Genomic DNA, 13,624 nt, shown 5'->3' on the forward strand with positions numbered 1-13,624 from the left:
TCGTTGCCGAAATACCACAATTTCAGCTGTTTATCTCAGGTTCATGAAACCATTGCCTGCGGTGGGACTTCCATCACTTCCTCCTGAAGGAGGTGAGTGACAATGGAGTATCCTATGCGGAAAATAATGGTCGCAACCCTGCTGGCTGGATCGGCCGTAGCCTCTCCTGCCCTGGCACAGGATGCCGGTGCCACTTTCACCGGGCCAAGGGTCGAAGCCATTTTGGGCTATGATCATACCGGCGCCGGCAGCAGCGTGGACAACGACAATAGCAGAGATGATCAGTCGATCGACGGGCTGCTATATGGCGTAGGCGCGGGCTATGATGTCAATCTCGGCAGCGCTGTCGTGGGTGTTGAGGGCGAATTCACAGATTCCACCGCCAAGAGCAGCAGAAACCCCTTCACCAGCCAGTTCGGTTTCGGCCGTGTCAGCCAGGGCCGTGACCTCTACGTCGGCGCCCGTGCTGGCATACTCGCCAGCCCGAACACCCTTGTCTATGTGAAGGGTGGCTACACCAACACAAAGCTGAACGTGCTTGCAGGCGACACCGACGAAACAACCGATACCGCCTTCAAGCTCGACGGCTGGAGGATCGGTGGCGGCGTTGAACGCGCCTTCAACCAGAACATGTTCGGAAAGCTGGAGTATCGCTACTCAAAATATGACAGCGCGCACATCGATTTCATGAATGGCGCGACGAGCAGCGAATTCGACATCGATACCGATCGTCATCAGGTCGTTGCCAGCGTAGGCTGGCGCTTCTGACGGGACGGGGGGATCGGCTTTGCTGATCCTCCCATCACGTCCTTCCCTCTATAAAGTCGCTTCGATTTCCCGTGCGGCCATATCAGGGTTTTCCGCGAGGCTGATCGGCCGCCCCACGACAAGGATCGATGCGCCCCTGTCCAATGCTTCCCTAGGCGTGACCGCGCGCTTCTGATCACCCAAAGCGCCGCCTTGTGGCCGGACGCCAGGCACAACGAAAAAGCCGTCGGGCCAGGCACGTTTGGCTAGCGCGACTTCTTCCCCGGAACAGACGATGCCGTCCAGTCCAGCACTCCGCGCCAGGTCGGCAAGCCGTGTCACCTGATCTTCAGCCTTGCCGCCAACTCCAATATCCACAAGGTCGCTATTATCCAAGCTGGTGAGCACGGTTACCGCCACGACCTTTGTATTGACGCCTGCAGCTGCTTTTGCATCCTCCAACATGGCGCGCCCGCCCGCCGCATGTACGGTGAGGATAGCTGGTTCCAGGCCATGGAGCGCCTGAACGGCCTTTGCGACCGTATTCGGGATATCGTGCAGCTTCAGGTCAAGAAAGATCGGCAGATCGAATTTCATCATTTCCCGCACGCCGTGATGGCCATGTGCGCAGAAGAATTCGAGCCCCAGTTTCAACCCCCCTACATGTCCGCGCACACGCCGCGCCAGATCTTGGGCTTTGGTGAGGTCGGGCGTATCAATGGCGACGTAAATGGGGCTGCTCATGCTGTTCCTGTAGCGGGTAGGGAAGGAGAAGAAATGGAAAGGTCGTCGGCGATGCTGGCAGGCGGTAAGGTGGGAGCAGCCGTGGCGGTTGCCGCGATCAGCGCCCGCTCCGTGCTTTCCAGTTTCCTCTTCATCCGCCAACGCGTGGTGCGGGCCATGATCCAGAAGGGCACGGCGCCCACCAGGAAGGCGACGAGTATGGGGAACCAGATACGTGTCTCCCACACGATGTCGCCCCATATCTTGATTTCGGTAGGCCGGTTGTTTGCCTTGCAGAACAAGGCAATCGCTACGGCCAAGACAACCCAGAAGGCAGTCCGCAGGAATTGCATTCGGCATGTCCTCTAGCTGATAATCGAACCAGCTTAGGCCATTTCGGCGTAGTTCGGAAGCACCTCGTCGGATTTGCTGATGTCGGGAGGACAGAATGTAGCCGGATTGCATGCCGGAACCCTTGTGCCCGCCTGCGCATTTTCCTTGTGGCAAGGAGGTTCAGGACATGGCGGCGCGCGCATATTGGCAGGGGCAAATCAGGCTGGCGCTCGTGTCCATTCCCGTCGAAATCTACGCGGCCACCAAGTCCGGCGCCCAGATAGCCTTCCATCAGATTCACGAGCCAAGCGGCAAGCGCGTGCGCTACGAAAAAACCGTCCCCGGCCTTGGTCCGGTAAAGCCTGAGGACATTGTGAAAGGCTATGAAGTCAGCAAGGGCGACTATGTGCTGCTTCAGCCCGAGGAGATTGATGCGGTCAAGCTGGAGAGCAAGAAGACGCTCGAACTGACGCAATTTGTGGACGCTGACGAGATCGACGTTCTCTATTATGAGCGGCCCTATTATGTCGTGCCCGCGGATGATCTTGCCGAAGAAGCGTTCGTTGTCCTGCGTGAGGCATTGCGGCGCGCGAAAAAGGTTGGACTGGGCCAACTCGCGATGCGCGGACGGGAATATATCGTTTCGCTAAAGCCCTGCGGGCGGGGCATGGTGCTGGAGACGCTTCGCTATGCCGATGAGGTTAATCGTGCCCAGTCCTACTTCCGCGAAATTGAGGATGTGAAGCCCGATCCGGAACTGCTCGACCTTGCCGAAGCGCTCATTGAAAAGAAAACGGCGCCCTTCAAACCCGACAGCTTCCACGACCGTTATGTCGATGCGCTTGAGCGGCTGATCGAAAAAAAGAAGAAGGCGAAGGGGCGCCGCGTCATCGAGGATGATGATGAGGCCCCGGTCAAGCGCAGCGGAAACGTGATCGATTTGATGGCGGCGCTAAAGAAATCCGTCGATACTGGGACGAAAAGCACGGCCGCAAAGAAGCCGACCGCGCGGCGCACCGCCAGCACCAAGGCTACCACGCGCAAGCGGGCCTGACATATGGCCGAAGCCGACCCTCTGAAGGAATATAATCGCAAGCGCGATTTCACTCGAACGAAGGAACCGGCGGGAAAACGGACGCGCAAAAGCGGCAATAGCTTCATCGTGCAGAAGCATGACGCGACGCGTTTACATTATGATTTCCGGCTGGAAGTGGATGGTGTCCTGAAAAGCTGGGCGGTGACACGCGGCCCCAGCCTTGATCCCGCCGACAAGCGGCTTGCCGTTCGCACGGAAGATCATCCGCTATCCTATGCGAGCTTTGAGGGCACGATCCCCAAGGGCGAATATGGCGGCGGCACCGTGATGCTGTGGGATGAGGGCAGTTGGGGGCCGGTCCCCGGGAAAAGTGCGAAGGATCTGGCGAAGGGCCATCTTCACTTCATTCTTCACGGCAAGCGAATGAAGGGCGAGTGGCTTCTGATCCGCCTGAAACCCCGGCCGGGCGAAGGAAAAAGGGAGAATTGGCTGCTCCGCAAGATCGATGATGCCTATGCTGGCCCCGCCGAGGATTTGGTCGGGCGGGAATTGACCAGCATCAAGACTGGCAGGACCATGGGCGAGATTGCCGCCAACGCGCCAGCCATTTCTCTAAAGGGCAAACGCGGAAAGGCTTTTGATGCCGCCATGGACCAAGCGAAGAGGGCGACGCCGGTTCAGCCTTCCGCAAAGCGCCGACAGGAAAAAGCACCGCCATTTCAAGCGCCGCAGCTCGCTACGCTGGTCGATGCTGTCCCTACGGGCAATGGTTGGCTGCATGAGATAAAATATGACGGTTATCGCACCTTGGTCAGTGTTTCCGGCAGCCGCGTTCAGCTGTTCACGCGCACTGGTCTCGACTGGACTGACCGCTTCGCCCCACTGGCGAAGGAAATTGGCGGCATGAACCTTCCGCCCATGCTGATCGATGGAGAAGTCGTCGCATTGGGGGGGGGGACGGAAATCCGGACTTTTCCACATTGCAGCAGGTGTTGAAGGGCGAGGGTAAAGGCGCCCTCCACCTCTTCGCCTTCGATCTTCTTTCAGTGGAAGGAGAGGATCTGACATGGCAGCCCAACATCTCCCGTAAGGAAAAGCTCGCGGCTCTGTTGGGTCAGGGTAGCGAGCATGTGCATTTTTCCGATCATATTATCGGCGCTGGCGAAAAGCTGTTCCGGACGATGTGCGAGGCTGGACAGGAAGGGATCATTTCCAAACGAGCGGATGCTCCTTATCGGGGCGCCCGAACGAAGAACTGGCTGAAGGTCAAATGCACCCGTCGGCAGGAATTTGTGGTTGTCGGATGGACTCCCAGTTCCGCAAGTGGACGTGCGCTCCGCAATATCCTCCTGGCGCAGAATGATGATCAGGGGCTCGCCTATGCAGGCAAGGTTGGCACGGGATTCAACGCGCGGAACAGTGATCAGCTGCTTCGCCAACTGAAAGCGCGAGTCCGCCAATCGCCTGCCTTGAACGTACCGCGCAGCGAAACACGCGGAGCGAAATGGGTCCGCCCTGACCTGGTCGCCGAAATCGCCTTCGCGGAGTTCACCAGCGACAATGTCGTGCGCCACGGCAGCTTCCTTGGTCTTCGCGAAGACAAGAAGGCGGGCGAAGTAGCTCGGGAGAAGGTGATGGATGTGCCTGAACAGGAAAGCGACGTTCATGTCTCAAATCGTGACCGGCTGATCTTTCCGGAAGCGAAGGTAACCAAGGGGCAGTTGGCTGACTATTATGAAGCGGCCGGGGCGATCATGCTGCCCTGGATAGCGCATCGGCCGATAAGCCTGGTGCGCTGCCCACAGGGAAGGGCGAAGAAATGCTTTTTCCAGAAGCATGACAGCGGCAGCTTTGGTGACCATGTGAAGCGCGTCCCCATTCGCGAGAAGGACGGCGATGAGCAGGACTATCTTTATGTGGACGACATTGATGGGCTGATCGCTTGCGTTCAAATGGGAACGATTGAATTCCATGGCTGGGGTTCCCGAGTGGAGGATGTCGAAAAGCCTGACCGGCTGATCTTTGACCTCGATCCGGACGAAGGCCTAGACTTTGACGATGTGAAGAAGGCCGCCCGCGACATTCGCCGCACGCTTGAGGACATAGGGCTCACCAGCTTTCCCATGTTATCCGGTGGGAAGGGCGTGCATGTGGTTGTCCCGCTTACGCCCGAAGCCGAATGGCCGCAGGTCAAGGATTTCGCAGACCGCTTCGCAAGGGCACTTGCCGCCGCCGAACCCGATCGTTTCACGGCAACGATGAGTAAGGCCAAGAGGAAGGGCCGGATATTCATCGATTGGCTGCGCAATCAGCGGGGGGCTACGGCGGTGCTTCCCTATGTCGTCAGGGCGCGTGAGAATGCTCCGGTGGCGGTGCCCGTCAACTGGAAGGAACTGGAGGATATTGATCGGCCGGGCGCATTCACTATCGCGGACGTGGATGAATTGATCACCCGCGCGGCGTCACGAGAGATGCGGGGATGGGGAGAAGCGCGGCAGACGCTGCCCGATTATTGAACTGATATCTGACAGCTATCTTTTCTCCGGCGCGACCTTGTTGCATAAGCCGATTCACCATGACCAAGTCCGACAAAGATGCGCCCGACGCAGGCGCCCCCGAACAGGTAACAGAAGCAAAGCCCGATCTGGCAACGGCTGCCCGAAAGACAGCGGGCCGAGGCGTGTGGATGGGCACTGCGGTGGGCATAGGGTCGGCCGCCATCGTTGCAGCTCTTCTGTATACGAATAAAAAGCGCGGCTGATTGATTGGCCCTAAAAAGGGAGGCGGCATGGCCTTCGCTCCACGCCGCCCCATGCTGTGACCCATAGACCGGGTTCTTGTCAGCCTCGATAATGGCGGCGCGACGACTACGCGGCGCCGCGGCTCAGATAGGTGATGAGTTCGGGCTTGCTTACGGACGTGCTTTTGTCCGCATCAGCTGTCTTGAATGCGCCATCGGCCCAAGCTGTGACGTCAGCGGCAGATAGTTTTTCACCGCGGCTTTTCATTTCCTGATCCTTGAGCGCAACCATCCAACGTGAAAACTCCGTTTTGTCGAGTTGCCCGTCTCCATTGGCGTCATAGGCGGGGAATTCGCTATCGACGATGGATGCGACGGTATCTGTCGGTGCCGTCGTCGCGCTTTGAGGAGAGGTGCTCGCGCCTGCCTGTGAGCTTCCGGGTCCAGAACTAACCTGTCCGATGGCCGGAACGGCGGCAGACAGCGTAACAGACAATATAAGGCCGCGTAACATCACTTTCTCCCTCGGCAGCGGTCGAGCAGGTCAGTTGCTCGATAGCTTGACGCATGAATACACGAACGACGGCGGCGTTTCCTGAATATCCGTTCAGCGTCGGCAATTCGCCTGCGAAACCGGCTCATCCCGTCCTTGAACGCTGCGATATTCGGGGTAAAAAGCTGCCGGTACAGACGCGCGAACCCAAATGAGGGCGCGATTTGCCCTTGAATGGCTGGACTGCTAGGCGGCGCGCGAACTTTTATCAGCAATCAGGATTCGTTCGATGGTCCCGCGCTACGCACGCCCGAAAATGACAGCTCTCTGGGAGCCCGAGGCTCGATTTCGCATTTGGTTCGAGATCGAGGCGCACGCCACCGAAGCGCTTGGTGAATTGGGCGTGGTGCCCAAATCGGCTGCCAAGGCGCTGTGGGACTGGTGGGCAACCAACCCGGCCATAGACGTGGCAGCGATCGACGCCATCGAGGCCGTCACCAAACATGACGTCATCGCCTTCCTGACCTGGGTTGCTGAACAGGTCGGCGATGAAGCGCGCTTCATGCATCAGGGCATGACCTCTTCCGACGTGCTGGACACCTGCCTTGCCGTGCAGCTTTCCCGTGCGGCTGACATCCTGATCGAGGATCTGGATCAGCTGCTCGACGTCATCAAGCGCCGCGCGTTTGAACATAAATTGACGCCGACGATCGGGCGCAGTCACGGCATTCATGCCGAGCCGGTCACCTTCGGTCTCAAGATGGCCGAGGCCTATGCCGAGTTCAGCCGGTGCCGGACCCGCCTTGTCGCGGCGCGCGAAGAAATCGCGACCTGCGCTGTTTCCGGCGCGGTAGGCACGTTTGCGAATATCGATCCGCGTGTCGAGGAACATGTCGCGGCCAAGCTGGGCCTGGCGGTCGAACCCGTTTCGACCCAGGTCATTCCTCGTGATCGCCACGCCATGTTCTTTGCTACCCTGGGCGTTATCGCAAGCTCGATAGAACGGCTGGCCGTCGAGGTCCGGCATCTGCAACGCACCGAAGTGCTGGAAGCGGAGGAATATTTCTCCCCCGGCCAGAAGGGCAGTTCTGCAATGCCGCACAAGCGCAATCCCGTTCTGACTGAAAATCTGACGGGTCTTGCGCGCATGGTGCGCAGCTATGCGCTGCCCGCGATGGAAAATGTCGCCCTGTGGCATGAGCGCGACATCAGCCATTCGTCGGTTGAACGCTATATCGGTCCTGACGCTACCATCACGCTCGACTTTGCCCTGGGCCGTATGACCGGCGTCATCGACAAGCTGCTCGTCTATCCCGAGCGCATGATGAAGAATCTCGACAAGATGGGTGGTCTTGTTCATTCGCAGCGGGTCTTGCTTGCGCTGACGCAGGCGGGCGTTTCGCGCGAGGACAGCTATCGCTATGTCCAGCGCAACGCGATGAAGGTCTGGGAATCGGATGGCCAGCTTTCGCTTCTCGAACTGCTGAAGGCCGATCCGGACGTATCCGCTGCTCTCACCGCTGAGCAGATCGAAGAGAAGTTCGACCTAGGCTATCACTTCAAACAGGTCGACACCATCTTCCGCCGCGTGTTTGGAGAGGCCTGACGGGCCTTTAAAAGCTCATATGATAACAGGGCGCGGAAACGCGCCCTTTTTTATGTGCGCCGTCAAGATGCGGTAGAGGACTATAGACGATAGGCAGCAGCGCATGTTGCGCGGCTGGCGCCTCTATGGTTGAGGTTTTTGGTCAACGCGACCCAGAATCGATCGCGCTGTCGCCAGAACCGCTTCTTCTACTGGTCTAAATGACACCCCCGTCAGTTCGGACACATAGTCGGCATTAGCAATGGAACGAATACCGACTTCCGCGCGAATAGTTCGCACGCCCGGCACGAACAACTTCATTAACCCGACCAAAAAGGGAGAAAAGTCTGACTGCGGTATTTTATCCTTAAGCTGTGGGTACTCCTTACTAAGAAGCTGGGCTATCTCCCCGAACGACAGGGTTCCACTGGTTCCAATCAGGCGTCGTCCACCCGCCTCGTTCAATTCCATGGCAACAACATGCAATTCTGCAAGGTCGCGGACATCCACCAGAGGATTGGCTATCGGGAGCGTCTTCGGCATGGTGCCTTCCAGCATCATCTTGATGATCTCTGTCGATGTGCTGGCATCCTTGCCCATAATAGGCCCAACCACGACTCCGGGATTGATGACCACCAACTTTTCTCGCCCCGCCTTCTCGGCCCAGTCCCATGCCGCAAGTTCAGCCCTGGTCTTGGAAACACTATAGGGGTGCGTTTCCGACCACTCTGGATCGCTCCAGTCGTTTTCAGAAAAGTGAAACTCCGTTCTCGGGCGTCCGGCGCGATACATCATCGCTGCGATTGATGACGTCAATACAACGCGTTTGACATTTGCCTTAAGCGCCGCATTCAACACACGCATTGTTCCGCCCAGCGCCTCTGGCACCAATGCCTCTTTGTGACGAGGCTGCTCTAGCGGGAAAGGCGACGCAACATGCTGTACATAATCGCAACCTTCTACCGCAGCGTCCCATCCGTCATCGGAGGTCAAGTTGGCAATAACAAAGCTGAGATGGTCGATATTCGCGCCAGCTTCAAGCAAATCATTGCGAACAAGATCTTCCTTCGCAGATGAGCGCAAGGTTCCTCTTACTTTATATCCCTTATTTAGCAAAGCTAATGCCACATACTTGGCAACAAACCCGCTTACTCCGGTAACCAGTACTGTTTCTCTCACTTCCACTCTCCGGTCATAATAATGTGGACCATGCCCGCCGTTAACAACATGATTCGATGATATAGCAGCAAACCGCAATAAAGCCGCTTTACCCAATTCCGTGTTAGGCGCGTGGCCAAATTGGCTATTTCGCCAACTTCCATGGAATCGGTTTTCGAAAATGATTGCCGCACAGATAAGCGATTGACGTGGTAAACTTCCCCTAATTCAGGCTGCTTTTTGGAGGCCGGCTTGAGCCGTGGCGATCTCACCCAAGCGGAGCAGCGGGTACTGAAGGACTTGCAGCCGATCGAACCTGAGGAGAGTGGGCGGCTCGCTTGCTGATCGACATGGATTGTCAGGCGAGCGAGACCGGAACTGGCGCATATGTCAGGGATATGCTGCCGCCAGAGCCAAAAGACGCTGAATAGAAGGAAGCGCGTGGCTGTCGCTGCATCTGTTTAAAAATAAACAGAAAAAAGAATGTGGTCGGGGAGAGAGGATTCGAACCTCCGGCCCCTGCCTCCCGAAGACAGTGCTCTACCAGGCTGAGCTACTCCCCGACCGATCGCGGCATTGCTTGCAACGCCGCTGGGCAGGCGGGGTCTATAGAGGGGGCTTTTCGGGCTGGCAAGCGGCTGGGGGTGCTTTTTTTGACATGGTCATAATAGGCCTGCCGCGCGAAAGCTGAACTGGTTCGCGGCGCCCCGGATTATATGATCGGCGAGCTTAACCTCCATGGGCCGGAAGCGGCGAGCAATGGTCCGTGAAAGGCGAATGTCGCTCCAGTATGGATAGGGGGATCGCTGGTCGGGGCGCTGCTGTTCGATTGTCAGCCAGTGGCTATCGCGCAGCAGCAGTTCCTGCACGATACAATGCCAATCTTCATTGCCATCCACGCGGTGCACCGGGCGCCAATCATCGTCGAGGAGCATAAATTGAATGTTCGCAGTGATAGTCATCGCAACAGGATGCGGCCGGGCCGATCAGTGATCACTGCCAACTGTCTCCACTGTGGAGGGGAAGGCGGGTAGAATGATCCGAAGCGAAAGCAAGATTGGCTAGCGGCGATCCGCTCGGCTAAAGCGGGGGCGGCGAGTTTGGAATCGTCGCAGCAGGAAAGAACCCCCGTTGACCAGTACCGTCACCCCGGCCGAAGCGCATTACGAACAGCAATATCTGGACCTGATGCGCCGTATATGGACGGAGGGGGACGAGCGGATCGACCGGACCGGAGTGGGTACGCGATCTCTGCTGGGCGCGAGCATGCGTTTTTCACTGGCCGATGATGCGGTGCCATTGCTGACGACCAAGCGCGTTTACTGGAAAGTGGCGGCGCGGGAGATGCTGTGGTTCCTGACGGGCGATACCAATATCCGCGAGCTTGTGCGTCAAGGGGTTCATATCTGGACCGACTGGCCGCTGGACGCTTATCGCAAGGCTACAGGTGAGGACATCAGCCGACACGATTTTGAAGCGCGGATCGTCGAGGATGCGGCCTTTGCGGCACGGTGGGGCGATCTGGGGCCGGTCTATGGCGCGCAGTGGGTGAACTGGCCGCGCTATGAAGCGGTTGGCGACGGGCTCTTCCGGCGGGCGGAGAGGGGGCATAACCAGATTGCTGAACTGGTCGAGGGGATCAGAAACAATCCGGGCTCGCGGCGCTTGCTTTTTACCGGGTGGAATGTTGCGGAAGTGGCGCAGATGGCTCTGCCGCCTTGCCATATGACCTATCAGTTCCAGGTGGCGAATGGGCGGCTCAACGGGCTGCTGTTCCAGCGCAGTTGTGACCTTGGCCTTGGGTTTGCGTTCAACATATTCGGGCTGTCGATGATCACGCGGATGTTGGCGCAGCAATGTGATTTGGAGCCGGGGGAAGTTGTCTGGCACGGTGGGGATGTCCATCTTTACCTGAACCATGCCGCACTGGTTGAGGAGCAGATCAGCCGGACGCCGGAAGGCGCCCCGAAGCTGAGGATAAAGAGGCGGCCGGAGAGCATTTTCGATTATCGGATCGAGGATTTCGAAGTGGTAGATTATGCGCCGCAGAGTCACATCGCGGCGCCGGTGGCGGTTTGAAGTCGAGAAGGAAATAGCGAAAAGACGGAACTCTTGCTTTTCGGGAGCGTTGTAATATAATAATTGCATCGAGCAATAATATTGCAAATTCGAGTAGGAGGCAGGATGGGCGACCGGAACGGTTCGGGCGCTGGAGAGGCCGGGACTCAAGGCGGCCAGAATGCCGGAGAGCAGCTTTCGGCAGACGGCCGGAACCTGCCACCATTGCGGTTGCATGTGCCGGAACCACAGTTTCGGCCGGGCGACGACGCCGATTTCAGTCATTTCGACATTCCCCCCGCCGGAACCTCGCGCAGGCCCGATGAGGCCGCGGACGCGGGTACGATGCGGGAAATGGCCTATGACCTTGTCCGCGTGCTGGATGAGGAGGCGCGCGCGGTGGGGCCGTGGGACCCGAAGCTGCCGCCCGAAGTGCTGCTCCGCATGCTGCGGGGCATGGCGCTGACGCGGGCGTTCGATGGGCGCATGTTCCGCGCGCAGCGGCAGGGCAAGACGAGCTTTTACATGAAGTCGACCGGCGAGGAGGCGGTGTCGATCGGCGCGGCGGCAGCGCTGGCGAGCGACGACATGTGCTTTCCCAGCTATCGCCAGCAGGGGATATTGATCGCGCGGGGCTGGCCGCTGGTCGACATGATGAACCAGATTTATTCGAACAAGGGCGATCGCCTGAAAGGGCGGCAGCTGCCGATCATGTATTCGGCGCGGGAAGCGGGCTTCTTCTCGATCTCCGGCAACCTGGCCACCCAATATCCGCAAGCGGTGGGCTGGGCCATGGCTAGCGCGGCGCGCGGTGATACGCGGATCGCGGCGACATGGTGCGGGGAAGGATCGACGGCGGAAGGGGATTTCCATTCCGCCTGCACCTTTGCGAGCGTCTATCGCGCGCCGGTCATCCTGAATGTCGTCAACAACCAGTGGGCGATCAGCAGCTTTTCCGGCTTTGCGGGCGCGGAGGCGACGACCTTTGCGGCGCGGGCGATCGGCTATGGCATTGCGGGGCTGCGGATCGACGGCAATGATGCGTTGGCGGTCTATGCCGCGACGCGCTGGGCAGCGGATCGGGCGCGGGCCAATCATGGGCCGACGCTGATCGAGCATTTCACTTACCGGACCGAGGGGCACAGCACGTCCGATGATCCGAGCGCCTATCGGTCGGCCGACGAGGGGAGCCGCTGGCCGCTGGGCGATCCGATCGCGCGGTTGAAGCAGCATTGCATCGCGATCGGCATCTGGGACGAGGAAAGGCACGCGGCGATGGACAAGGAACTGGCCGAGCAGGTGCGTGAGGCAGCACGGCAAGCGGAGAAGAACGGGATTTTGGGGCATGGGCTTCATCAGCCGATGGAGAGCATGTTCGAGGATGTGTTTGAGGAGATGCCCTGGCATTTGCGGGAGCAGCAGCGGCAGATGCTGGATGAAGCTAAGGCGGCTGGGTTGTGAGGTGGTTTTTGGTTCGCGCAGAGGCGCAGAGGGCGCGGAGGTTCGGGGCCTCCTTGGGCGTCGTCATCCCAGCGGAGGCTGGGATCTCGTGCCTGCATGTTCGGCCTAAAGGCAGGGAGATGCCAGCTTTCGCTGGCATGACGGAGGAGCGTGGTGGCGCACTGTCTCCCCCTCTCCAAGCTGCGCTAGCCAGCTGGTTGGCAAGCTTCGCTATCTCGGCCAGAGTCACGTGCCTCTGGCCGACCCCTAAAGGGGCGAGGAGATGAGCCAAGACACCCGCCAGATGAGCATGATCCAGGCGATCAATAGCGCCTTGGACGTCATGATGGAGCGTGATCCCGATGTCGTCGTCATGGGGGAGGATGTCGGTTATTTCGGTGGCGTTTTCCGGGCGACGGCGGGGTTGCAGAAGAAATTTGGCAAGAACCGGGTGTTCGATACGCCGATTACCGAGACCGGGATCATCGGCGTTGCGGTGGGCATGGGCGCCTATGGGTTGCGGCCGGTGCCGGAAATACAGTTTGCCGACTATATCTACCCCGCGCTTGATCAGTTGGTGAGCGAGGCGGCGCGGCTGCGTTATCGGTCGGCGGGGGAGTTCATCGCGCCGATGACGGTGCGGTCGCCCTTTGGCGGCGGGATTTTCGGGGGGCAGACGCACAGTCAGTCGCCTGAAGGCATCTTTACCCATGTTTCGGGGATCAAGACGGTCATCCCGTCGACCCCCTATGATGCCAAAGGGCTGCTGATCGCGGCGATCGAGGATAATGATCCGGTGATCTTCTTCGAACCCAAGCGCATCTATAATGGCCCGTTCGATGGCCATTATGACCGGCCTGCGAAGAGCTGGGCGGGGCATCCCGGCGCGATGGTGCCGGAGGGCTATTATCGCGTGCCGCTGGGGCAGGCGCGCACGGTGCGAGAAGGCGAGGCGCTGACCATCCTCTGCTATGGCACGATGGAGCATGTGATCGAAAGCACCGTCACGGAGATGGGCGTGGATGCGGAGATCATCGACCTGCGGACGCTGGTGCCGCTGGATATCGAGGCGATCGAGCAGTCGGTGAAGAAGACTGGCCGCTGTCTGATCGTGCATGAGGCGACGCGGACCAGCGGCTTTGGCGCGGAGTTGAGCGCATTGGTTCAGGAACGGTGCTTCTATCATCTGGAAGCGCCGATCGAACGAGTGACGGGATTCGACACGCCTTATCCGCATAGTTTGGAATGGGCCTATTTTCCCGGGCCTGTGCGGATCAGGGAAGCGATCAACAAGATCATGAGGGATTGAGC

General features: G+C 58.9%; 12 protein-coding genes, 1 tRNA gene and 1 pseudogene. 8 read left to right on the plus strand and 6 right to left on the minus strand.

Annotated features, from left to right (window positions below; translation table 11 throughout):
• Positions 1–114: 114 nt before the first annotated feature.
• Positions 115–768 (plus strand): outer membrane protein, encoded by a 654-nt coding sequence (locus tag IZV00_RS02970; RefSeq protein ID WP_196225706.1) that lies wholly within the window; start codon positions 115–117, stop codon positions 766–768.
• A gap of 48 nt (positions 769–816) precedes the next feature.
• Here the strand turns inward: IZV00_RS02970 and pyrF are convergent, their stop codons facing one another.
• Both pyrF and IZV00_RS02980 read right to left on the minus strand, forming a co-directional pair.
• Positions 817–1,491, minus strand: a complete 675-nt coding sequence (gene pyrF, locus IZV00_RS02975; protein WP_196225707.1) for an orotidine-5'-phosphate decarboxylase — start codon at positions 1,489–1,491, stop codon at positions 817–819.
• The gene (locus IZV00_RS02980; protein ID WP_196225708.1) at positions 1,488–1,823 is read right to left on the minus strand and encodes a lipopolysaccharide assembly protein LapA domain-containing protein; all 336 of its coding nucleotides are present in this window, start codon (positions 1,821–1,823) and stop codon (positions 1,488–1,490) included. The genes pyrF and IZV00_RS02980 overlap by 4 nt, the downstream gene beginning before the upstream one ends.
• Before the next feature lie 167 nt (positions 1,824–1,990).
• Between IZV00_RS02980 and ku the strand changes: the two genes are divergently transcribed.
• The 3 genes and pseudogenes from ku (at position 1,991) to IZV00_RS02995 (ending at position 5,600) form a co-directional block, all read left to right on the plus strand.
• Entirely contained in the window at positions 1,991–2,857 is an 867-nt protein-coding gene (gene ku, locus IZV00_RS02985; protein WP_196225709.1) for a non-homologous end joining protein Ku, read from the plus strand.
• 3 nt (positions 2,858–2,860) lie between these two features.
• A pseudogene (gene ligD, locus IZV00_RS02990) lies at positions 2,861–5,355 on the plus strand (DNA ligase D).
• 59 nt (positions 5,356–5,414) lie between these two features.
• The gene (locus IZV00_RS02995; RefSeq protein ID WP_196225710.1) at positions 5,415–5,600 is read left to right on the plus strand and encodes a hypothetical protein; all 186 of its coding nucleotides are present in this window, start codon (positions 5,415–5,417) and stop codon (positions 5,598–5,600) included.
• A gap of 106 nt (positions 5,601–5,706) precedes the next feature.
• Here the strand turns inward: IZV00_RS02995 and IZV00_RS03000 are convergent, their stop codons facing one another.
• Complete coding sequence (locus IZV00_RS03000; RefSeq protein WP_196226480.1) at positions 5,707–6,093, minus strand: EF-hand domain-containing protein; 387 nt, start codon at positions 6,091–6,093, stop codon at positions 5,707–5,709.
• 268 nt (positions 6,094–6,361) lie between these two features.
• Here IZV00_RS03000 and purB point away from each other — a divergent pair, with 268 nt between their 5' ends.
• Positions 6,362–7,678, plus strand: coding sequence for an adenylosuccinate lyase (gene purB, locus IZV00_RS03005; protein ID WP_196225711.1), 1,317 nt, complete (start codon positions 6,362–6,364; stop codon positions 7,676–7,678).
• Between the two features lie 123 nt (positions 7,679–7,801).
• Here purB and IZV00_RS03010 read toward each other — a convergent pair whose 3' ends face one another.
• The 3 genes from IZV00_RS03010 to IZV00_RS03020 all read right to left on the minus strand — a co-directional run bounded on the left by IZV00_RS03010 (position 7,802) and on the right by IZV00_RS03020 (position 9,750).
• The gene (locus tag IZV00_RS03010) at positions 7,802–8,836 is read right to left on the minus strand and encodes an SDR family oxidoreductase (protein ID WP_196225712.1); all 1,035 of its coding nucleotides are present in this window, start codon (positions 8,834–8,836) and stop codon (positions 7,802–7,804) included.
• 465 nt (positions 8,837–9,301) lie between these two features.
• A tRNA-Pro gene (locus tag IZV00_RS03015) sits at positions 9,302–9,378 on the minus strand.
• A 99-nt stretch (positions 9,379–9,477) separates the two neighbouring features.
• The gene (locus tag IZV00_RS03020) at positions 9,478–9,750 is read right to left on the minus strand and encodes a JAB domain-containing protein (RefSeq protein WP_230463286.1); all 273 of its coding nucleotides are present in this window, start codon (positions 9,748–9,750) and stop codon (positions 9,478–9,480) included.
• 196 nt (positions 9,751–9,946) lie between these two features.
• On the opposite strand from IZV00_RS03020, the gene thyA reads away from it, so the two are divergent.
• The 3 genes from thyA to IZV00_RS03035 all read left to right on the plus strand — a co-directional run bounded on the left by thyA (position 9,947) and on the right by IZV00_RS03035 (position 13,622).
• The gene (gene thyA / locus IZV00_RS03025; protein WP_196225714.1) at positions 9,947–10,894 is read left to right on the plus strand and encodes a thymidylate synthase; all 948 of its coding nucleotides are present in this window, start codon (positions 9,947–9,949) and stop codon (positions 10,892–10,894) included.
• 105 nt (positions 10,895–10,999) lie between these two features.
• On the plus strand, positions 11,000–12,334 hold the full coding sequence (locus tag IZV00_RS03030; protein ID WP_196225715.1) for a 3-methyl-2-oxobutanoate dehydrogenase (2-methylpropanoyl-transferring) subunit alpha: 1,335 nt from the start codon (positions 11,000–11,002) through the stop codon (positions 12,332–12,334).
• A 283-nt stretch (positions 12,335–12,617) separates the two neighbouring features.
• Positions 12,618–13,622 (plus strand): alpha-ketoacid dehydrogenase subunit beta, encoded by a 1,005-nt coding sequence (locus IZV00_RS03035; protein ID WP_196226481.1) that lies wholly within the window; start codon positions 12,618–12,620, stop codon positions 13,620–13,622.
• The last annotated feature ends 2 nt before the right edge of the window (positions 13,623–13,624 follow it).

This window comes from Sphingobium sp. Cam5-1, from assembly GCF_015693305.1.
Lineage (GTDB): Bacteria > Pseudomonadota > Alphaproteobacteria > Sphingomonadales > Sphingomonadaceae > Sphingobium.

What these genes read in the sequence shown, in the direction of transcription:
- IZV00_RS02970 (WP_196225706.1), top strand. Translation starts at nt 115, where the DNA reads ATGCGGAAAATAATGGTCGCAACCCTGCTGGCTGGATCGGCCGTAGCC.
- pyrF (WP_196225707.1), bottom strand. Translation starts at nt 1,491, where the DNA reads ATGAGCAGCCCCATTTACGTCGCCATTGATACGCCCGACCTCACCAAA.
- IZV00_RS02980 (WP_196225708.1), bottom strand. Translation starts at nt 1,823, where the DNA reads ATGCAATTCCTGCGGACTGCCTTCTGGGTTGTCTTGGCCGTAGCGATT.
- ku (WP_196225709.1), top strand. Translation starts at nt 1,991, where the DNA reads ATGGCGGCGCGCGCATATTGGCAGGGGCAAATCAGGCTGGCGCTCGTG.
- IZV00_RS02995 (WP_196225710.1), top strand. Translation starts at nt 5,415, where the DNA reads ATGACCAAGTCCGACAAAGATGCGCCCGACGCAGGCGCCCCCGAACAG.
- IZV00_RS03000 (WP_196226480.1), bottom strand. Translation starts at nt 6,093, where the DNA reads ATGTTACGCGGCCTTATATTGTCTGTTACGCTGTCTGCCGCCGTTCCG.
- purB (WP_196225711.1), top strand. Translation starts at nt 6,362, where the DNA reads ATGGTCCCGCGCTACGCACGCCCGAAAATGACAGCTCTCTGGGAGCCC.
- IZV00_RS03020 (WP_230463286.1), bottom strand. Translation starts at nt 9,750, where the DNA reads ATGCTCCTCGACGATGATTGGCGCCCGGTGCACCGCGTGGATGGCAAT.
- IZV00_RS03030 (WP_196225715.1), top strand. Translation starts at nt 11,000, where the DNA reads ATGGGCGACCGGAACGGTTCGGGCGCTGGAGAGGCCGGGACTCAAGGC.
- IZV00_RS03035 (WP_196226481.1), top strand. Translation starts at nt 12,618, where the DNA reads ATGAGCATGATCCAGGCGATCAATAGCGCCTTGGACGTCATGATGGAG.